This window comes from Rhodanobacter soli (genome assembly GCF_039523495.1).
Lineage (GTDB): Bacteria > Pseudomonadota > Gammaproteobacteria > Xanthomonadales > Rhodanobacteraceae > Rhodanobacter > Rhodanobacter soli.
This window is the reverse complement of sequence record NZ_BAAAFK010000001.1, coordinates 1647471-1667499: the sequence shown is the minus strand read 5'-3', so window position 1 is coordinate 1667499 and position 20029 is coordinate 1647471. Positions and strand designations below refer to the sequence as shown.

Below are 20029 nucleotides of genomic sequence, written 5' to 3'. Positions count from 1 at the left end.
GACCGTCCCTGATCGGGACGTTGGATAGGGGCGTTCCACACAAAAAGAGCCGATCGCCGAGCCAAAAGACCCACGCTTGGCTGGGAAAGACCCAGGCGCCGATGGCAGAGAGCCACGCGTGGCGCTGTCGAGTCCCAAGCGCCAGTGAAAAAGAGCCACGTTCCGAATGAGTAGAGCCACGCGTGGCTCTCCCGGGTGCCAAGCGTGGGTCCTTTAGTCCCACGCGCGGCACTAAAAGAGTGGCGATTGGCTCTTTGGGAGTGACGTGTGGGGCTCGGGAGAGCCAAGCGTCGCTCTTTTAGTCCGGCAGAGGGGATTAGACGAAGCGGCGCTGCGATCAGGCCGCCGCACGCCGATTGATCTCGGCCAGCACCCCAACGATGGCGTCTGCGTCACTGTCACGAAACGCGCCATCCAGCCCCTCATGGTGCAGGCTGGTAAACGGCGGATCGTAAAGCTGACCAGCATCCATCACGCCGCTGCGGGTCAGTTTGTCGATGATCATCTCGACGAAACGGATCTGCTGGCTGCTGTAGCGTTTTTCGTCGAGAAACTGCCCGAAGGCTTCTTTCGCCGCATTGCGGTCCAGTCCCACCAACGAACGGATGAATATCGTCAGCGGTCGATCGGCGCCGTAACACTGCTCGAAGCGGTCACGACTTTCCACGGGTTCGGATTCGTAGACGAACCGTTCCAGCTCGCCCAAGTCAGTCGGCGTCAGCGGCTTGTTGTGCTTGAGCTTGGCAATCGCCACATGGTTTTCGTTGGACCGGATATACGCCTCGACCTTCTTGCGGTACTGCGCGAGGTTGATGCCGGTACTGAAGTCCTTCAGTACGACCTCGGTCGCCTCGCCGATCTGATCGGTCAGCACGCTGTAGACCGGTTTGATCGAATGCCGCTCCACGAACTGGATCAGGCCACGCAGCTTGCGCCGCACCGATTCGATCATCGGCAGCGTGATGTCCTTCCAGTATTCCTCGGTCTGTACGTCCTGGATCAGCGCCAGCTCGGCGCGCACGGCCGGAATTGCGTCCCGGGTTTCCAGTTCGCTGGCCAGCTCGATGATCCTGTCGCGATAGCCGATGGCCGTCGAACGGACAAGCGCCAGCTGCAGGTTGAGGCAGATCAGATCGAACAGCTTGGCAGTGATGTGCTCAGATGGGCGTTCGTTGGGCAGGCCGGCGACGTGGGCACGCAGATCGCCCAAGGCTGAGTCATCCAGCGCTTCCCATTGCTTGCGTTCGGCGAAGCGGACGACATGCTCACGTTCGGTGCGCACGATGAAGTTGTCCAGGTTCATCGCCGCGACTTCGTTGTGCAGCTCGTCAGTCAGATCCTTGCGCAGGAAAACCAGCTTGTCGTAGCTGCCCGCACCTTCAGACAAGGGATGCGCATCCTCAGCCTTTCCATCCGGCAACAACGCCAGCAAATCCAATCGGGCCTTGAACAGCCGTTTGCCCAAGGGCTCAGCCAAGCCACCCAGTACACCGCGCGGGTTCTCGTTGAAGTATTCGAAGTTGGCGCAGAAGTCGAAGATGTAGAACTCGGTCTTGTCCACGCCCGGCGCGAACAGGTCCGGGCACAGGCGCGTACCGCGGCCGATCATCTGCAGGAACTTCACCTTCGAGCGCACCGCCTTGAAGAACACCAGGTTCAACACCTGCGGCACGTCGATACCGGTGTCCAGCATGTCCACCGAAATAGCGATCTGCGGCAGCTTGTTGAGCTTGCTGCCAAAGTCGTCGATCAGACTCTGCGCGTAGTTCACCGCGTGGGTGATGACGCGGGCAAACTCGCCGTTGTAGTGCGGATAGTGATGGTTGAAGCGCTTGGCGATGAACTCGGCGTGCTTCTGGTTGACCGCAAAGATGATCGTCTTGCCCAGCTTGTCGCCGCCCTCCACCTTCAGGCCGTTCTGCATCACGTGCTGCAGCATCAGGTCGACCGTGCTTTCGTTGAACAGCTGCTTGTTGACCTCCGAGGCATGCACCTCGGCCGGAACAGCGGCTTCCTCGTTCTCGCCCGCGCGGTCGCCCCAGTCCAGCGATTCCCAGTGCTCCTTTTCCTCGTCGCTCAGTTCGTCGTAGCGGATGCCTTCGCGCACGAATTTGATCGGCACGGAGTGTGCCTTCGGCGGCACCAGGTAACCGTCGGCCACGGCTTCGTCCAGGCCGTAGGCATCGGTCGGCACGCCGGTTTCCAGACCGAACAGGTGATAGGTGTCGCGATCCACTTCATCGCGTGGCGTGGCAGTCAGGCCAACCAGATAGCTGTCGAAGTAGCGGAAGATCGCACCGTACTTCTGGTACACGCTGCGGTGCGCTTCGTCGATCACGATAAGGTCGAAGTGGCCCACGCCGTACTTGCGCCGGTCACCCTCCATCCGGTCGATCAACCCCATCATCGTGGGATAGGTGGACAGGTAGACGCGGCCCTGCCCGTTCCTGTCCGTCACCAGATTGACCGGACTGGAGTCCGGCAGATGCTTCTTGAACTCGCCTGTCGCCTGTTTCACCAGCGCCACGCGATCGGCCAGAAACAGCACGCGCTTGACCCAGTTGGCGCGCATCAGCAGTTCCACCAGCGCGATCGACATGCGCGTCTTGCCGCTGCCGGTGGCCATGGTCAGCAGACCGGCGCGGCGGCCCTGACCCATCGCTTCGCTCATCGCGCGGATCGCCCGGTGCTGATAGGCACGCTCGACGATGACGTTGTTGATCGGCAACTTGCGCGGATCGGTCTGCAGGCTGCGCCGATGGATCGCCAGTTCCAGCTCTTCGCGCGTGTAAAAGCCCTGCACCTCGCGCGGCGGCGCGCGACGGTCATCCCATAGCCAGGTCCTGTTGCCGTTGCTGTAGAAGATCAGCGGGCGCTGGCCCTTCATCGCTTCCAGGCAGTCGGCATAGAGCTTGGCCTGCTGCTGGCCGATGTCCGGGTCTTTCAGGCTGCGCTTGGCCTCCACCACCGCCAGCGGCTGGCTGTCGGTGCCCCACAACACATAGTCGACAAAGCCCTCGCCCTGCTCGTTCGGCATGCCGGTGACCGGCACCTCGATCGAGGCATTCTTGTCCAATTCCCAGCCAGCCTCGCGCAGAAGCACGTCGATGAAAAAACGGCGTGTATCCGCTTCGTCGTAGTCGTGAGTATCCGGCACCGCGATATTGGCGGCCTTGGCCTGGGCCAGTTCGGCGCGGACGGCGGCCAGCTCGGCATTGAGCTTCGCCAGCATCGACTCGCGCTCGGCCAACGTCACAGCCTGCTCGGCAATTGCTGCTTCGCGCGTTTCCAGCGTGGCGTGCTGCGCGTCGATCTGCTGCTGGAACTTCGCTTCCTGCTTCCTCAGCTCATCGCGGGTCAGCGCGATGGCTTCATCGGCGCGCACCAGCTTCGGCACGCGTTTCTCGTCGAACTCGGCCATGATGCTCTTGGGGTCACTGGCGCGCGTATACGTGCGCGCCAGCCAGAACATCACATGGAACAATTCGCGCACCAACCGCAACGCATCCAAGTGCCCAATCGGCGGGCCGGCATGCACCGCCTGATTGCCGAAGCGCTGGATCAGCCGCATCTTCTGCAGCACCGCCGGCGGTGGCAGCGCCTCGAAATCGCGATCGGTCAGCAACGCATTGAGATTGCGGTCGTACGGCATCCGAAGGTCGCGGTCATGCTCGTACAGCCAGTGCACCGCTTGCTCCAATGCGTGGCGAGTGCGCATGCAGCAGGCGCGTGGATCGGAATAGACCAGTTGCTCCGCGCCCTTGGCCGGCTCGAAGAGCGGTTTGAATTCAGGGTGGAGAAACTGGAAGTTAGTCATGGGTTAGAGCGTCCCTGCAAATGCCTGGCGCTGAAGCGATGCGAATATAGCTTCGGTCTTGGTTACCGAAAGCGCCATCTTCATTTTTTCAGAAGAGTGCTTCTCAACAAATTTCTTGAACGTGGTCTGCAGCAGCTTGGAAGCTACGGGGATGGCGATCTTTTCAAACTCACTTTTCTTAAGGATGGGCAGAGTCGTAGATGTACCACGGTTTGCGATTTCTTTGGCAAAAAAAGTCATCGTATGGAATCCATATTCAGCTTGAATATTCGCCCCCCAAGTTACGGCGTTAATCTGCTGATTAAACGAACTTTCTTTCGTTGCGAGACCCATTTTACCAATCGTGCCGATACAGCACACCAAAGTGCTGCCTGCACTTGCCACTCGAATCTTTGCGGCACCTTTTGCAGTCACGTTTCTTTTCGTATTAACTATGACACCTACCAAGTCGCCGGGCGTGACAAAGGGAATATCTCCGTCAAACATCCCGGTTTCAGAGGACGGTGGTGTTGATCCCGTTTGAACCTTGCCCAATTGTTTAAGTGACTCAATTGGCCAACCCTTCGGATTCGTTACCGGGTCGCCGAACATGTCCAAGAACACGGACTGCAGCAGCTGGTCGAGCTTGGCGATGGCTTCGCGGCGCTTGGCGCGCAGCGCGTCAGCCTTGTCCAGAATCGCCGCGATGCGGCGTTGCTCAGCCAACGGTGGCAGAGGCACCTTGACCGTCTTTACCAAATCAATGTTCAAATTCTTGACGACCGCACCGGCGGCCAGTGACTTGAATTTTCGATAGGTAGAGTCGCTGCCAAGCAGGTGATAGAAATAGTCCTGATCTACGATCTTGTCGTCGCCACTGAGTACAAGCCATCCGTCGTGGATGCATCCCGACGTACGAAGAATGTAAGGGCGACCAAAACTCATCGAGTTTGTCAGCAGGAAATCGCCTGGCTTGACCTCGCGAGATCTACTGACTCCGGAAGGAAGGATCTTCTTTGCGGTCTTCGTGATGTATTTCGAACTGTTCGATGCATCTTTGATCGATATCCAGTTCACCCCATCTGACGCGTCAGTTATGTAATCGTCTATCGGACGCGGAGATCCACCTCGGGCGATTTCGAAGATTTCGCCTAGAGAAACAGTCGGCCAACTCATTGCAGCATCCCTTCCAGCTCTTTTATCCCTCGCATGATCTCGCTCTCCAGCGTCTTCAGCTCGGCCAGAATCTTCTGCGGCGATTCATGCTGCACTTCCTCATAGGCCACCTGCTTGTAGCGATTGATCGACAGATCGTAGTCGTTGCCCGCGATCTCGGCCTTGGGCACCAGAAAACTCTGCTCCGTACGCCCGCGTTTCGCTTCAGCTTTACGGTGCTGCCAGCGCTTGAGAATGTCCGGTAGGTTGTTGCTGTCATGCTTCGTCCCATCCAGCTCGTTGCGCTTGTCGTCCAGCGAATAGCCGTCCGCCTGCATGTCGTAGAACCAGACGTCATCCGTGCCGCCGGAATTGGTCTTGGTAAATAGCAGGATCGCGGTGGACACGCCGGCATAGGGACGGAACACGCCCGAGGGCATGGAGACGATGCCGTCCAGCTTGTGGTCTTCCACCAACATGCGGTGCAGCGCCTTGTGCGCCTTGCTGGAACCGAACAGCACGCCATCGGGAACGATCACGGCAGCGCGGCCACCGGCTTTCAGCAGGCGCAGGAACAGCGCCACGAACAGCAGTTCGGTCTTTTTGGTCTTGACGATGGCCTGCAAATCCTTGGCCGTGCTTTCGTAATCCAGGCTACCGGCGAAAGGCGGATTGGCCAAGATCAGGCTGAACTCGCCTTCGACGCCGGCGTAACCTTCGCTCAGGGAATCGCGGTTCTCGATGGCCGGATTCTCCACGCCATGCAACAGCATGTTCATCGAGCCAACGCGCAGCATGGTGCTGTCGAAGTCGAAGCCGTGGAACGTTTTCTCATTGAAGCGCTTGGCCGATTTCTTGTCGGCGTAGATTTCGTCGCTGTGATGCTGGTTGAGGTACTCGCTGGCGGCGACGAGGAAACCCGCCGTGCCGCAGGCCGGATCGCAGATGGTGTCCGACGGCTTGGGCGCCATCATCTCGACCATCAGCTTGATGATGTGGCGCGGCGTGCGGAACTGGCCGTTCTGCCCGGCCGAGGCGATCTTGCCCAGCATGTACTCGTACAGGTCGCCCTTGGTGTCGCGATCCTCCATCGGGATCGCATCGAGCATGTCCACCACCTTGGCCAGCAGCGCCGGATTGGGGATGGTGAAGCGGGCATCCTTCATGTGCGTGGCGTAGGTGGAATCGCCGTACTGCCCACCCAGCTTCTTGATGAAGGGAAACACCTCTTCCGACACGATGTGATACAGCAAGCCGGGATCACCCAGCTCCTTGAAGTGCGACCAGCGCAGCTTCTTTTGGCGCGTATTGAAGATCGGATTTTCGATCGGCTGCTTGGTGCGATTGGCCTTCTTCTCCTTGACCGTCTGCATCTCGTCCAGCCGCTTGATGAAAAGCAGGTAGGTCATCTGCTCGATGACCTCCATCGGGTTGGAGATGCCGCCGCTCCAGAATGCGTTCCAGATTTGGTCGACTTGGGACTTGATGGTGCCTGTGATCACGTTCTTCTACTGCCTGAATGATGCGGAAAGATTTTTCAATAAATGTCGAGCGACTTGATCGATGAAAGTTAGTCCTCGCCAGCGAGAAACCAGACTGGCTTGAGCGGAAGCCGCCGACGCGCCGCATCATCCAGCTTGGCATAGTGGGTGGTCCACAATTCCACCAGTTTGGTGGCATCCAGCAAGGTGAGCCTACGATGAGATTGCCGCGCTTCGTACTCAGCGTCTTTGGTGAAACCAGACAGCGCCACAAAGAGTCCAACATCGCCCTCCCCCAAGACAGCCATGAAGCTGCGCAGACCGGTGACGTCAATGCGTGGTGAGTTGGCGTTGCGCTTGACCTGCACTTTTATGCGTGGCGGTTTGGTACCAAGAGGGTCGTTGTAAGCGATGACATCGACACCGCCATCCTTGCCGGGCGGCGCGATCCAGGCGACGTGATAGTCCATAGCCCGGAGCAATTCGCCTACCAACTCCTGAAAATCGTAAGGCGGCATTCCGGCCAGGTAGTCCTCGATTTCCTTCCAGGCCATCTCTTCGGCTTGTTCGAGAGTGATGACGGCAGAACTTTCCACCGCTTCTTCACCGACGGCTTCTTCGATCGCAGCTGGTTGGGCTTTGCGCCACTTCCAGTAGAGCCGCGTCGCTTCCTCGTAAAATTTCAATGAGTCAGGGTAGGCCTTGGCTGCGGCTAGGCCCTCTTCCGTCACTGTCCACATGCCCTTGCGTTTGGCTAGCCAACCCGCCTTGACCGACTGAATCGTATTGAAGCGGACAATGCGTTCGAAGCGTCGACCGCCGGAATCGAAGTCGCCGGCCTCGTATTCGGTGAGCTTGACCCGATCGGCCAAGGTGGCCAGCGCTTCCGATGCATGAAGGCCATCGGGATGCTCGATGAGGATGTCGAACAGTACGCGAATAAGTTGACCTTTCCTGGCCTTGGTGATGTCTGCCACGAGCTTCCCCTGTTGAGCCTATTCACACACTGTACGGCGCGAAGGTTAAAGGCTCAAACGATCAGTCCGCGCATAGCTCCACGCTACCCGGCGATCAAGGCGCCACTCCTTAAACCATTGCGTGTCTCCTGCCCCGCCAGCTCATGCATCCACCCCACCGTCGCATCGAGCACCTTGGCTGCGGGTACGTTGCGCGCGGAAAAGATTTCCGCCAGCGAGTGGTAGTAGCCGAGCGTGCCGTCGCGGCCGCCGGTGAAGCGGTCGAACACGCGGGTGCCGACTTCGGGGTCTTCGAGGTCCTGCACGATGGCGCGGGCGTTGTGCAGCTTGTCGCAGGCGGAGACCAGCAGGGTCTGATCCGGTGCGGCCTTCAGATGCGCGAGGTAGGCGAGCTTGCGTTCGATCCAGTCGCGGCGTTTGGCCTCGGGGTCGGTGTGGCTGGCCTTGCCTTCGGCGGTGCCGTCGGTGCAGTCCTTGACGATGGAGGCGACGGCGTCGCCGAACTGCGCGCGGATGGTTGTTTCATGCGCGGCGCCGCCATCCTCGATGGTGTCGTGCAGCAGGCCGGCGATGGCCTGGTCCTCGTTGCCGCCGAATTCGATCACCAGGCTGGCCACGCCGAGCAGGTGGTAGAGGTACGGGATGTTCGAGCCCTTGCGGCATTGCGCGGCGTGGGTGATGCGGGCGTAGTCGACGGCGCGGCTGAAGCGGTCGGTGAATGCAGTCATGGCGTTCCCCCTGATTGATCCTATCGCGCGATGGTGGCCGCGGCGGGTCGCAGCGGCCGAGATCGGGGCTGGACGTCCCGGAGGTCGGGAGCTTTGCCTGCTGCCCTGCTGCAGGCAGCGGGAAGCATTCACTCGCCGATGTAGCTGCGCGGCACGCGCTTCAGTCCGCACAGCAACTGGTAGGCACTGCTCTCACTGTGCAACGCCAGTTCGCTGACCGACACCTGCCTGCCCCACAGTTCGACCTCGCTGCCGAGGCCGGCGGCGGGGTGGTCGGTGAGGTCGACGGTGAGCATGTCCATCGACACGCGGCCGACCAGTTCGCCGGGCTGGCCGTCGATGGTGACCGGGGTGCCGTTGGGGGCGAATTGCGGGTAGCCGTCGGCGTAGCCCATCGCGACGACGCCGATGCGGCTGGGGCGCGAGGTGACGAAACGCGCGCCGTAGCCGATCGGTTCGCCCGCCGCCAGCTCGCGCACGCCGATCACCTTCGAGGTTACCGTCATCACCGGTCGCAGGCGGTCGGCGACCGGATGCGGGCCGGCGAACGGCGTGGCGCCGTACAGCATCAGGCCCGGTCGCGCCCACTCGCCCTGCGCGGTGGGCCAGCCGAGCAGCGCGGGGGAATTGCTGAGGCTGGCGGGCAAGTGCAGCTCGTCGCACACCTGGTGGAACAGCGCCCGCTGCTCGTCGGTGCGGACGCAGTCGAGTTCGTCGGCACGCGCGAAGTGGGTCATCGCCACCACTTCGCGCACCTGCGGCATGGCCTGCAGGCGTTGCAGGCTGGCGCGGTAGTCCGTCGCGGCCAGGCCGAGCCGGTGCATGCCCGAATCGAGCTTCAGCCAGAGCGTGAATGGTTTGCTCGGGCGCGCGCGCTCGATCGCCTCGATCTGCCACTCGGCCTGCACCACGCACCACAGGTCGTGGGTGTCGATCAGTGCCAGTTCGTCGGCTTCGAAGAACCCTTCCAGCAGCAGGATCGGGGCGCGGATGCCGGCCTCGCGCAGTTCCAAGGCTTCCTCGATGCAGGCCACCGCGAAACCGTCGGCTTCGCTTTCCAGTGCCTGCGCGCAGCGCACGGCACCGTGACCGTAGGCGTCGGCCTTGACCACGGCCAGCGCCTTGCGTCCGCCCAGCTCGCGCGCCAGGCGGTAGTTGTGGCGCAGGGCGGCCAGGTCGATCAGGGCACGTGCCGGGCGCATCAGGCATGGACTCCCGCGGTCGGGCGTGAACTGTAGCGCGAGATGTCCAGGCCCTCGCTGCTGATCTGCGGCTTGCGCCCCGCGATCAGGTCGGCCAGGTAGCGGCCGGAACCGCAGGCCATGGTCCAGCCCAGGGTGCCGTGGCCGGTGTTGAGGTAGAGATTGTCCAGACGGGTGGCGCCGACCACCGGCGTGCCGTCCGGAGTGGCCGGGCGCAGGCCGGTCCAGAACGTGGACTGGGCCATGTCGCCACCGTGCGGGTAGAGGTCGCCGACCACTTTTTCCAGGGTGGCGCGACGGCGCGGCGACAGCGACAGGTCGAAGCCGGACACCTCGGCCATGCCGCCGACGCGGATGCGCTGGTCGAAACGGGTCACCGCCACCTTGTAGGTTTCGTCGAGGATGGTCGAGGTGGGTGCCATCGCCGGGTCGGTGATCGGCAGGGTCAGCGAGTAACCCTTCAGCGGGTACACCGGCAGGCGCATGCCCAGCGGCGCCAGCAGTTGCGGGGAATAGCTGCCCAGCGCCAGCACATAGCGGTCGGCGTGTTCGAGCTTGCCGTCGATGCGCACGCCGGTAAGGCGACTGCCGTCGTGCTCGAGTTTTTCCACGGTGGCGCCGAAACGGAACTCGACGCCGGCTTCCTCTGCCCGCGCGGCGAGCCGGCGGGTGAACAGCTCGCAGTCACCGGTCTGGTCGTTCGGCAGGCGCAGCGCGCCGCTGAGCTGATCAACCACCCCGGCCAGCGCCGGCTCCACCCGCACGATGCCGGCGCGGTCGAGTAGTTCGTACGGCACGCCGTACTGCTTGAGCACGGCGATGTCCTTGGCCGCGTCGTCGAGCTGCGCCTGGGTGCGGAACAGTTGCACGGTGCCGAGCTGGCGGCCTTCGTAATCCAGCCCGATTTCGGCGCGCAATTCATCCATGCAGTCGCGGCTGTATTCGGACAGGCGCACCATGCGCGCCTTGTTGATCGCATAACGGTTGGCGGTGCAGTTGCGCAGCATCTGCAGCAGCCACAGGTATTGCTGCGGGTCGAGGCCGGGGCGGATCGCCAGCGGTGCGTGGCGCATGAACAACCACTTCAGCGCCTTCAGCGGCACTCCGGGAGCGGCCCACGGCGAGGCGTAGCCGGGCGAGATCTGGCCGGCGTTGGCGAAGCTGGTTTCGCGGGCTGGCGCGCTTTCGCGATCGACCACGGTCACCTCGAAACCGGCGCGCGCCAGGTACCACGCGCTGCACGTTCCGATCACGCCGCTGCCCAATATCAGTACCCGCATCGCGTTCCCCCTTCCGCCGGTTGGCCTGCGGGCCAGCCGCAGGAATGATCCCGACAAGTATAGGAACGGTCGACCAATCTTGTTTTCTGTCTTTTGCCATGTTGACGGGTAAAATCACTGCCAGATTGGCAATCCTTGGTGAGCCCATGGCGGCAAAGCGGCGGGAATTCGACAAAATCGACCGGAAAATCCTCCGGGTGTTGCAGGACGATGGGCGGATCTCGTTCACCGAGCTGGGCGAGCGGGTCGGCCTGTCCACCACGCCGTGCACCGAGCGCGTGCGCCGGCTGGAACGCGACGGCGTGATCACCGGCTATCACGCGCGGCTCGACCCACACATGGTCGGCGCCGGCCTGCTGGTGTTCGTGGAAATCAGCCTGGCCTACAAGTCGGGCGACATCTTCGAGGAATTCCGCAACGCCGCGCTGCGCCTGCCCAACGTGCTGGAATGCCATCTCGTCTCCGGCGCGTTCGATTACCTGATCAAGGCGCGCATCTCCGGCATGGCCTCGTATCGCAAGCTGCTCGGCAACACCTTGCTGACCTTGCCGAACGTGCGCGATTCGAAAAGCTACATCGTGATGGAAGAGGTCAAGGAGACGCTCAGCCTGCCGGTGGGCGAGCGCGGCGGGCGCAGCGAAGGCGACGCCGCGGGGTAGCGGGAAGCCGATCCATCGACCGAAACGAACAGACCCCGCATGGCGGGGTCTGTCGGCGTGACGCAACGGTGTGGCGGGCGCTCAGGCGAACGGATCGTCCAGCACGATGGTGTCGTCGCGATCGGCACCGGTGGCGACCAGGGCCAGACGGCAGCCGGAGAGTTCCTCGACCGCACGCAGGTAGGCGCGGGCGGCGGGCGGCAGCTGGTTCCAGTCGCGGATGCCGGCGGTGGATTCCTGCCAGCCGGGGAATTCCAGGTAGACCGGCTTGCACTCGTCCCAGCCGTCCGCGTCGAGCGGGGCCAGTTCGCGGCGCTTGCCGCGGTATTCGTAGGCGATGCACACCTTGACCGTGTCCAGGCCGTCGAGCACGTCGAGCTTGGTGATGGCCAGGCCGTTGATGCCATTGATCTGGGTAGCACGCTTCAGCGCGACCAGGTCGATCCAGCCGCAGCGGCGCGGGCGGCCGGTGCTGGCGCCGAACTCGTTGCCCTTCTTGCGCAGCAGCTCGCCCATGTCGTCGTTGAGCTCGGTCGGGAACGGGCCGCTGCCGACGCGGGTGGCGTAGGCCTTGCAGATGCCCAGCACGTAGTCGATGTCGCCCACGCCCACGCCGGTACCGGCGAGCGCGCCGCCGATGGTGGTGTTGGACGAGGTGACGTACGGATAGGTGCCGTGGTCGATGTCGAGCAGCGCGCCCTGCGCGCCTTCGTACAGGATGTTGCCGCCGTCCCTGCGCACGTCGTGCAGGATGGTGGCGACGTCGTCGACCAGCGGACGGATGTACTCGCCCCAGGCCAGCGCGTCCTTCAGCACGGCGTCGTAGTCGACCGGTTCGGCCTTCAGCCACTGGGTGAGGATGAAGTTGTGGTAATCGACGGCGGTCTTCAGCAGCGCCGGCAATTCGTGCGGATACATCAGATCGGCCACGCGGATGGAGCGGCGCGCAACCTTGTCCTCGTAGGCCGGGCCGATGCCGCGGCCGGTGGTGCCGATCGCCTTGCCGCCGGCGGCGATCTCGCGGGCCTTATCCACCGCGATGTGGTACGGCATGATCAGCGGCGTGGCCGGGCTGATCTTGACGCGCGAACGCACCTCGACACCGTTCGCTTCGAGTTCGGCGATTTCGGTCATCAGCGCAGCCGGCGACAACACCACGCCATTGCCGATCAGGCACAGCGCGTCTTCGCGCAGGATGCCCGAGGGAATCAGGTGCAGCACGGTCTTCTTGCCCTTGATCACCAGCGTGTGGCCGGCGTTGTGGCCGCCCTGGAAGCGCGCCACCGCGCTGACCCGCTCGGTCAGCAGGTCGACGATCTTGCCCTTGCCCTCGTCGCCCCACTGCGCACCCAGAATGACTACTGACTTGCCCATGCTGCATTACTCCGAGATGTTCTCGCTCAGGTGTATGGCGTCCCGTTGGCGGGACCACACGTATCAATGAAAAAACTGCAACAGCACCAGGCCGGTCACCATCGCACCGGCGCCGAACAGCCGCAAGGTGCGCGGCGGCAGTTTCAGCGCCTCGCGCACCATCGCCTGCCAGCCTTGCGGCGCCGCGAACAGCAGCAGACCCTCGATCACCAGCATCAGGCACAACGCGGCAGCCAGCTGATGCATCGGGGTCGACTCAGCGTTTCTGCGCGGGCTGTTCGAAGTAGCGCAGGAACTCGTCGTCGGGCTTCATGATCAGCACGCCCTTGCCATCCTCGAACGAGGTACGGTACGCGGCCAGGCTGCGGTAGAACGTGAAGAATTCCGGATCCTGGTTGTACGCCTGCGCGTAGATGCCCGCCGCTTGCGCGTCGCCCTCGCCGCGGATCTTGGCCGCGTCACGCTGGGCATCGGCGCGCAGCACCTGGCCCTGGCGATCGGCGTCGGCCTGGATCGTCTCGGCCGATTCCTGGCCGGTGAAGCGCAGTTCGTTGGCCAACTGCAGGCGCTCGGCACGCATGCGCTTGTACACCGATTCGCTGACCTCGTTCGGCAGGTCGATGCGCTTGATGCGCACGTCGACCACGGCGATGCCGAGGTTCTTGCGTGCCGAGGTGTCGGTCTGTGCACGCACGCGTTCGGTGATGTCCTTGCGTCCGCCGGAGATCAGGTCGGGCAAGGTGCGCGCGTTGAACTCGAAGCGCAGCGCGTCCTTCACGATCGGGGTCAGCCGCTGTGCCGCCTGCAGCTGGTCGCCGCCGGTGGCGCGGTAGTACGCGGCGTTGTCGGCGACGCGCCACTTCACGTAGAAGTCGACGTTGACGCTCTTCTTCTCGGAGGTGAAATAGCGCTCCGGCGGCGCGTCCAGCGACAGGATGCGCTTGTCGAAATGCATCACCTGCTGGATCACCGGCAGCTTGAAGTGCAGGCCCGGCTGGTAGTCGGTGCGCACGATGCGGCCGAACTGCAGCAGCAGCGCGCTGTGCCCTTCGCTGACCACGAACATGCTGTTGAGGCCGAGCAGGAGCACCAAGGCCGCGACGACGATGGAACCGATCCTCATCATGGCTGCGCCCCCTTGTCGGCCGCATTGCCGGTCGGCGGCGACACCACCGCACCGACAGTGCCCGCCTCAGGCTGCGCCACGGTCGGCGAGCCCTGCAGCGCCGGCAGGTTGATGATGTTGCGACCGCCGGAGCCGTCGATCACCTTGGGGTTCTTCGCCATCACCTGTTCCATCGTTTCCAGCCACAGCCGCTTGCGGGTCACTTCCGGCGCGACCTTGTATTCCTTCAGCAACAATTCGAAGCGCGCGGCGTCACCGGTGGCACGGGCAACGCGCTCGGCCTTGTAGCCGGACGCCTCGGCGGCGATGCGCGCGGCATCGCCGCGCGCCACCGGTACCACCTTGCTGGCGTAGGCCAGGGCGGCGTTTTCGATACTCTGCTTGTCTTCGCGGGCGTTGTTGACGTCGTCGAACGCGTCCCTCACCTCGTTCGGCGGCGCCACGTTCTGGAAACTGACTTCGGTGACGCGCAGGCCGGAGTCGTAGGTGTCCAGGGTTTTCTGCAGGGTTTCCTGCGCCTGGGCGACCAGGCTGGCGCCGGCGGCGGACAGGATCTGGTCCATGTCGCTGCTGCCGATCGCCGAGCGCACGGCGGCTTCGGCGGCGGCGCCGATAGTGCCGTCCGGGTCGTTCAGCGAGAACAGGTACTTGCGCGAATCGTCCACCTGGTACTGCACGGTGAAGTCGATCGTGATGATGTTCTCGTCCTTGGTCAGCATCGCCACCTTGTCGGTGACCGAGCGGATCCGCGTGGCCTCGACCTTGGTGACCGACTCGATCGGCTGCGGCAGCTTCAGATGGAAGCCGGGCGGCAAGGTGCGCGAATACTCGCCGAAGCGCAGTACCACGCCCGCCTGGCGCGCGCCGATGATGGTGTAGCTGCTGAACAGCAGGCCGACCACCAGCACCACCGCCACACCGGTGAGGATGCTGCCGGGGCCCTGCCCCATCTTGCCCAGGCGGTTCCTGGCATTGTTGAGCAGATCGTCCAGCGGCGACTTGCCGCCCTTGCGATTCCTGTTCCAGGGATCACGTTGCCCGTTGTTGCCGGGTTCATTCCATGCCACGAGTCAGTCTCCTAGGGGCCGTCGGGAGGCCGGCAACCACGGCCGGAACACGCGTTGCACCGGGTTACACATGAGATTCAGCCAAAGCTGTCGGGTGCCGCGCCAGCCGCCTTCAGGGGCCGCGCAAACACCGGGGATTCTAGCAGAGCGCGGCTGGCGCCGCGCGTCGCGTGCTGGCGTCATTCCGCCACAGCCAGCAGTTGACGGAGCAATTGAGTCTCGGTCGGGTTGCCGCCGAGCGGGGCGATCACGCTGCGCGGCGCGTCGATGCGCAGCTGCCAGCCATGCTCGTCCACCGTCTCACCGGTGATCGCACCGGCGGCCTTCAACCGCGCATGCAGGCGCCCGGCCGACAACGGCAACTGCAGCGCCGACTGCACCCGCTCGCCGCCGAGCAGCTCGCCCAGCGCCTGGCGCAGCAGGTCCAGCCCGGCACCAGTGGCAGCGGACAGCCACACCCGCACCGGCTTGCCGGTGCCGTCGCGTTCGATCCGCGGTTCGGTGCCGGCCAGGTCGATCTTGTTCATCACGTGCAGCTGCGGCACGTCGCCGGCGTCGATTTCCTCCAGCACCTTGTCGACTACGTGATGCAGGCGCTCACGCTCCTCGTCGGCGGCGTCGCTGACGTGCAACAGGAGGTCGGCGTCGCGCGCCTCGGCCAGGGTGGCGCGGAACGCGGCGACCAGGTCGTGCGGCAGCTCGCGGATGAAGCCGACGGTATCGGCCAGCACCGCCGGGCCGCAGCTCAAGTCTTCCAGCTTGCGCACGGTGGGGTCCAGCGTGGCGAACAGCAGGTCCGCGGCGTAGACGTCACCGGTGGTCAGCGCATTGAACAGGGTCGACTTGCCGGCGTTGGTGTAGCCGACCAGGGCCACGCGCGGCACCGTGTTGCGCAGCCGCGCGCGGCGTTGCTGGCCGCGCTGGGTCTGCACCTTTTCCAGCCGCTTGGTGAGCATCTTGACCCGCTCGCCGAGCAGGCGGCGGTCGGTCTCCAGCTGGGTCTCGCCGGGACCGCGGTTGCCGATGGCGCCGCCACGCTGGGTGTCCAGGTGGGTCCAGCCGCGCACCAGCCGGGTGGCCAGGTGCTTCAACTGGGCCAGCTCCACTTCCAGCTTGCCTTCGTGCGAACGGGCGCGCTGGGCGAAGATGTCCAAGATCAGGCCGGCGCGGTCGACCACGCGGATGCCCAGGTGTTTTTCCAGGTTGCGTTCCTGCACCGGGGTCAGCACGTGGTCGACCAGCACCAGGTCGGCCTCCAGCGCCCGTGCCGCTTCGGCCACCTCGTTCGCCTTGCCGGTGCCGATGTAGTAGCGCGGGTTGGGATCCTCGACGCGGGCACTGATCACGCCAAGCACCTCGGCCCCGGCAGACTTCACCAGCTCGGCGAATTCCTCGGCACGACGCGCGGTGTCGCCGTCGCCGCGGGAATGCGGCAGAACCAGGACGGCGCGATCGCCTTTCTTTTGTCTATCGAACACTAGTGGGTGTGATCCTTCGGGAGCAGACCCACTTCATGCGGGCGGAGCGCCCCTCTATCAAGCGTCCGCGTCGGCGGATGTGGCTGGCGCGTCGGATTGATGGTCGTGGCCATCATGGCCGTCGTGGCCATTGCCGATACGTACGTTGCGGCTCGGCACCACGGTGGAGATGGCGTGCTTGTAGACCATCTGGCTCACCTGGTTGCGCAGCAACACCACAAACTGGTCGAACGACTCTACCGTCCCCTGCAATTTGATGCCGTTGACCAGATAAATGGCTACCGGCACGCGTTCGCGCCGCAATGCATTCAGAAACGGATCCTGCAACGACTGCCCCTTGGACATTTCTTGTTCTCCCCTTGCCACGGACAGACCGGAGAAAAAACGCCGACGGCGCCCGGTCCAACATGCGGGGATGTTAGCTGCTTTCAAATACTTGATGAAAGAAGATTTTTGCGCCGTGCAAGTGCACTGGGTCACGCTGGCGGCGCTGGCCCGCCCGGTCCGTCCAGAAACAGCTGTGCGGCCGCCGCGGCACGGGTGGCCAGACCGGGCTGGTCCGGGTCGAACAGGCGTGCGCCGTAGTCGCTGCGCAGCCAGGTGATCTGCCGCTTGGCCAGCTGGCGGGTGGCGTAGATGGCACGGTCGCGAAATTCGGCCAAGTCGGTCAGGCCACCCAGGTGTTCCCACGCCTGCCGATAGCCGACCGCGCGGATCGCCGGCAGATCGGCGTGCAGGTCGCCGCGCATTCGCAGCGCGCGCACTTCCTCCAGAAAACCCTCCGCCAGCATCGCGTCGAAACGTCGAGCGATGCGCTCATGCAGCACGCGCCGGTCGATCGGCATCAGGGCCAGCTTGAGCACGCGCCACGGAAAGCGCGCCGCCGTCGCGCCGCGCTGCAACTCGGACAACGGCCGACCAGTCAGTTCGATCACTTCCAGTGCGCGCTGCAGGCGCTGCACGTCGTTGCAGCCGATCCGGCTGGCGGCGGCCGGATCGAGGGTCGCCAGTCGCGCATGCATGGCCGGCCAGCCGAGTTGCTGCGCTTCGGCGGCCAGTCGCGCGCGGGTCGCCGGGGCGGCTTCCGGCAGATCGGACAGTCCCTGCTGCAACGCGCGGAAGTACAACCCGGTACCGCCGACCAGCAGCGGCACCCTGCCTCGCGCGCTGATCCGCTGCATCACCGGCAATGCATCGGCGCAGAAATCCGCCGCCGAATACGGCTGGCCGGGATCGCGGATGTCGACCAGCGCATGCGGGCAGCGCGCCAGCATCGCCGGATCGGGCTTCGCCGTGCCGATGTCCATGCCGCGGTAGACCAGCGCCGAATCGACGCTGACCAGATCCAGCGGAAACTGCTCGCTCAGCCCGCACGCCAGCGCGGTCTTGCCGGAGGCGGTGGGGCCCATCAGGAAGATGGCGAGGGGACGGCGGTCGATCGGCATGGCGTTAGTTTAGAGGTTGCCGCAACGCAAGAGGCCCGCGTCGACGACGCGGGCCCCGGGACTTGCGCGAACGAGCGGCTTACTTCGCCGGCACGCCCATTTCCTTCAGCAGGTTGTCGGCATGATCGAGGTGGTGCATCACCCACAGCATGTAGCGGACGTCGACCTGGATCGAGCGGTTGAGCTGCGGATTGAACAGCCAGTCGCCACTGACCGACTCCCAGTTGCCGTCGAACGCCAGGCCGACCAGCTGGCCGTTCGCGTCCATCGCCGGCGAGCCGGAGTTGCCGCCGGTGATGTCCAGGTCGGCGAGGAAGTTGACCGGCAGCGTGCCCAGCTTCGGCGAGGCATAACCATCGAACGCCTTGACCTTGATCGCGGCCAGCTCGGCCTTGGGCGAGTTGAAAGGCTCGACGCCGGTGTCCTTCTCGACGATGCCCTGTGCGGTGGTGAACGGCGCGTAGCTGACGCCGTCGCGCGGCGCCACGCCCTGCACGTTGCCGAAGGTGACGCGAAGCGAGCTGTTCGCGTCCGGGTAGACCGGCAGCTTCTGCGAATCCTTCCACGCGATCATCGCCTGCATGTAGCGCGGGCGCAGCTTGCTCAGCTCGCCATCACGCGCGTCGGCCTGGTCTTCCAGCGTCTTCAGCTGCGGCTGCACCGCGCGGGCGAGCTTGAGCATGCTGTCGTTGCTGGCGTCGATGGCCTTGCTGTCGGCGCTGAACCACTTCATGCGCTCGTCGACGTTGTCCAGTTTGCTGCCGGCGTACAGCGCGGCGACCTTGGCCTTGATCGCAGCCGCGGTCTTCGCATCACCGAGCCAGGCGTCCAGCGCAGGCAGGCGCTGCGCCTGCGGCAAGGCCACGTAGCGCTCGAGGCCATAGACCATGAACTGCTGGTCGACGCCCGGATCGAAGCGACGATCCATCTGCTTCAGGCCGCCCTCGATGCGCACCCAGTCGCGTTCCTGGTAACCGGCATCGCGCGCGAGATCGGCCTTCGGCCGCTCCTTCGCCAGATGGGTCAGGCGCACCGCGGTGCTGAACAGCGAGGCGCGGTTCACCAGGCTGATGGCCAGGTCACGTTCGCGATTGGCCTGGTCGGCGGCGATCTGCTGGCGCAGCTTGCCGATGTCGGCCGCCAGCGCGGTGTTCTCGGCGCCGCCCTGCTGCTTCAGCCAGGCCTCCAACTGTGCCTCCTGCGCGCGCTTCACCGCGACTGCGTCGGCACGATGCAGGCCTTCGAGCTGGCCACCGAAGTTCTTCAGGTAGTTGTTCAGGCCCGCGACCATGCTGGCGTACTTCACCGCCACCTTGGGATCGGCCTTGCCAGCGGTGTTGATGATGTTAAGCGTGTCCTCGTACACCTTGATCTGGGTCGGGTAGACCCAGTCGATCGAGCTCTTCACCTCATCGGCGAGGCGATAGCGGTTGGTACGGCCCGGATAGCCGACCACCATCACGTAGTCGCCCGCTTCCACGCCGTGCGGATTCACCTTGAGCACGTGCTTCGGCCGGTACGGCACGTTGTCCTTCGAGAAAGCAGCCGACTCGCCGTCCTTCGATACGTAGGCGCGCAGGTAGCCGAAGTCGCCGGTGTGGCGCGGCCACATCCAGTTGTCGACGTCGCCGCCGAATTTGCCGATCGATTCCGGCGGCGCGTAGACCAGGCGCACGTCCTTGATCTCCAACTGCTTGATCAGCTGGTAGCTGTAACCGCCGTGGAAGGTGTAGACGTCGCAGCGGTAACCGTCGCTCTCGCACGCCTTGACCTGCTCCTTGATCGCCTGCTCGATCGCCTTGTAGCGCTCGGCACCACTCATCGTGTCGTTGAGCTTGGCGGTGATCGCCTTGGTGACGTCACGGATTTCCTCGGTGACGAAGATGCGCGAGGACGGGCCGGCGGAGAGCTCGTCCGCCTGGGTCTTTGCCAGAAAGCCCTTCTCGATCAGGCTGTTCTCCGGCGTGGAGTTCAGCTGCAGCGCGCCGTAGACGCAGTGGTGGTTGCTCACCACCAGGCCTTCGGGGGAGACGAACGAGGCGGTGCAGCCGCCGAGGCTCACGATCGCGCCCATCGGATAAGCGGTGAGATCGGTCAGCGTCTTCGGATCGAGCTTCAGGCCGTGCTGCTGCAGCGTGGCGGCGATGCCCGGCAGCTGGGCGGGCTGCCACATGCCTTCGACGGCATGGGCGGACGAAATGAGGCCGATGGATACAGCGGCAGCGAGCAATAGACGGCGCACGGGAATCTCCTGATGAAAG

General features: G+C 64.0%; 16 protein-coding genes. 1 reads left to right on the top strand and 15 read right to left on the bottom strand.

The window, feature by feature from the left end; translation table 11 throughout:
• Positions 1-337: 337 nt before the first annotated feature.
• The 7 genes from ABD024_RS07520 to ABD024_RS07490 form a co-directional block, all read right to left on the bottom strand.
• Entirely contained in the window at positions 338-3817 is a 3480-nt protein-coding gene (locus tag ABD024_RS07520) for a DEAD/DEAH box helicase family protein (RefSeq protein WP_343851215.1), read from the bottom strand.
• Between the two features lie 3 nt (positions 3818-3820).
• Positions 3821-4972, bottom strand: coding sequence for a restriction endonuclease subunit S (locus tag ABD024_RS07515; protein ID WP_343851213.1), 1152 nt, complete (start codon positions 4970-4972; stop codon positions 3821-3823).
• The gene (locus ABD024_RS07510; protein WP_343851211.1) at positions 4969-6453 is read right to left on the bottom strand and encodes a type I restriction-modification system subunit M; all 1485 of its coding nucleotides are present in this window, start codon (positions 6451-6453) and stop codon (positions 4969-4971) included. Before ABD024_RS07510 ends, ABD024_RS07515 begins: the two co-directional genes overlap by 4 nt.
• Positions 6454-6521: 68 nt before the next feature.
• Positions 6522-7409, bottom strand: coding sequence for a restriction endonuclease (locus ABD024_RS07505; RefSeq protein WP_343851209.1), 888 nt, complete (start codon positions 7407-7409; stop codon positions 6522-6524).
• Positions 7410-7492: 83 nt separating this feature from the next.
• Positions 7493-8137, bottom strand: a complete 645-nt coding sequence (locus tag ABD024_RS07500) for an HD domain-containing protein (RefSeq protein WP_343851207.1) — start codon at positions 8135-8137, stop codon at positions 7493-7495.
• Between the two features lie 128 nt (positions 8138-8265).
• Positions 8266-9339, bottom strand: coding sequence for an alanine racemase (gene alr, locus ABD024_RS07495; RefSeq protein ID WP_343851205.1), 1074 nt, complete (start codon positions 9337-9339; stop codon positions 8266-8268).
• Positions 9339-10619 carry a D-amino acid dehydrogenase gene (locus tag ABD024_RS07490; protein ID WP_343851203.1) on the bottom strand — a complete coding sequence of 427 codons (1281 nt, stop codon included), beginning with the start codon at positions 10617-10619 and terminating at the stop codon, positions 9339-9341. The genes alr and ABD024_RS07490 overlap by 1 nt, the downstream gene beginning before the upstream one ends.
• Before the next feature lie 146 nt (positions 10620-10765).
• Between ABD024_RS07490 and ABD024_RS07485 the strand changes: the two genes are divergently transcribed.
• On the top strand, positions 10766-11278 hold the full coding sequence (locus ABD024_RS07485; protein ID WP_343851201.1) for a winged helix-turn-helix transcriptional regulator: 513 nt from the start codon (positions 10766-10768) through the stop codon (positions 11276-11278).
• 81 nt (positions 11279-11359) lie between these two features.
• Here the strand turns inward: ABD024_RS07485 and ABD024_RS07480 are convergent, their stop codons facing one another.
• From ABD024_RS07480 to ABD024_RS07445, 8 genes are all read right to left on the bottom strand, one after another.
• Positions 11360-12652 (bottom strand): adenylosuccinate synthase, encoded by a 1293-nt coding sequence (locus ABD024_RS07480; RefSeq protein WP_343851199.1) that lies wholly within the window; start codon positions 12650-12652, stop codon positions 11360-11362.
• Between the two features lie 63 nt (positions 12653-12715).
• The gene (locus ABD024_RS07475) at positions 12716-12898 is read right to left on the bottom strand and encodes a DUF2065 domain-containing protein (protein WP_343851197.1); all 183 of its coding nucleotides are present in this window, start codon (positions 12896-12898) and stop codon (positions 12716-12718) included.
• A 10-nt stretch (positions 12899-12908) separates the two neighbouring features.
• Complete coding sequence (gene hflC, locus ABD024_RS07470; protein WP_343854542.1) at positions 12909-13775, bottom strand: protease modulator HflC; 867 nt, start codon at positions 13773-13775, stop codon at positions 12909-12911.
• A complete protein-coding gene (gene hflK / locus ABD024_RS07465) occupies positions 13775-14845 on the bottom strand; it encodes an FtsH protease activity modulator HflK (RefSeq protein WP_343851195.1) in 1071 nt (356 codons plus the stop codon). The genes hflC and hflK overlap by 1 nt, the downstream gene beginning before the upstream one ends.
• A gap of 179 nt (positions 14846-15024) precedes the next feature.
• On the bottom strand, positions 15025-16323 hold the full coding sequence (hflX, locus tag ABD024_RS07460; RefSeq protein WP_343851193.1) for a ribosome rescue GTPase HflX: 1299 nt from the start codon (positions 16321-16323) through the stop codon (positions 15025-15027).
• 57 nt (positions 16324-16380) lie between these two features.
• Positions 16381-16668: an RNA chaperone Hfq gene (gene hfq / locus ABD024_RS07455; protein ID WP_343851191.1), complete on the bottom strand. Its 288-nt coding sequence runs from the start codon at positions 16666-16668 to the stop codon at positions 16381-16383.
• 131 nt (positions 16669-16799) lie between these two features.
• Positions 16800-17768, bottom strand: coding sequence for a tRNA (adenosine(37)-N6)-dimethylallyltransferase MiaA (miaA, locus tag ABD024_RS07450; RefSeq protein ID WP_343851189.1), 969 nt, complete (start codon positions 17766-17768; stop codon positions 16800-16802).
• A 79-nt stretch (positions 17769-17847) separates the two neighbouring features.
• Positions 17848-20010, bottom strand: coding sequence for a S46 family peptidase (locus tag ABD024_RS07445; RefSeq protein ID WP_343851188.1), 2163 nt, complete (start codon positions 20008-20010; stop codon positions 17848-17850).
• Positions 20011-20029 lie beyond the last annotated feature (19 nt).

What these genes read in the sequence shown, in the direction of transcription:
- ABD024_RS07520 (WP_343851215.1), bottom strand. Translation starts at nt 3,817, where the DNA reads ATGACTAACTTCCAGTTTCTCCACCCTGAATTCAAACCGCTCTTCGAG.
- ABD024_RS07515 (WP_343851213.1), bottom strand. Translation starts at nt 4,972, where the DNA reads ATGAGTTGGCCGACTGTTTCTCTAGGCGAAATCTTCGAAATCGCCCGA.
- ABD024_RS07500 (WP_343851207.1), bottom strand. Translation starts at nt 8,137, where the DNA reads ATGACTGCATTCACCGACCGCTTCAGCCGCGCCGTCGACTACGCCCGC.
- alr (WP_343851205.1), bottom strand. Translation starts at nt 9,339, where the DNA reads ATGCGCCCGGCACGTGCCCTGATCGACCTGGCCGCCCTGCGCCACAAC.
- ABD024_RS07490 (WP_343851203.1), bottom strand. Translation starts at nt 10,619, where the DNA reads ATGCGGGTACTGATATTGGGCAGCGGCGTGATCGGAACGTGCAGCGCG.
- ABD024_RS07485 (WP_343851201.1), top strand. Translation starts at nt 10,766, where the DNA reads ATGGCGGCAAAGCGGCGGGAATTCGACAAAATCGACCGGAAAATCCTC.
- ABD024_RS07480 (WP_343851199.1), bottom strand. Translation starts at nt 12,652, where the DNA reads ATGGGCAAGTCAGTAGTCATTCTGGGTGCGCAGTGGGGCGACGAGGGC.
- ABD024_RS07475 (WP_343851197.1), bottom strand. Translation starts at nt 12,898, where the DNA reads ATGCATCAGCTGGCTGCCGCGTTGTGCCTGATGCTGGTGATCGAGGGT.
- hflC (WP_343854542.1), bottom strand. Translation starts at nt 13,775, where the DNA reads ATGAGGATCGGTTCCATCGTCGTCGCGGCCTTGGTGCTCCTGCTCGGC.
- hfq (WP_343851191.1), bottom strand. Translation starts at nt 16,668, where the DNA reads ATGTCCAAGGGGCAGTCGTTGCAGGATCCGTTTCTGAATGCATTGCGG.
- miaA (WP_343851189.1), bottom strand. Translation starts at nt 17,768, where the DNA reads ATGCCGATCGACCGCCGTCCCCTCGCCATCTTCCTGATGGGCCCCACC.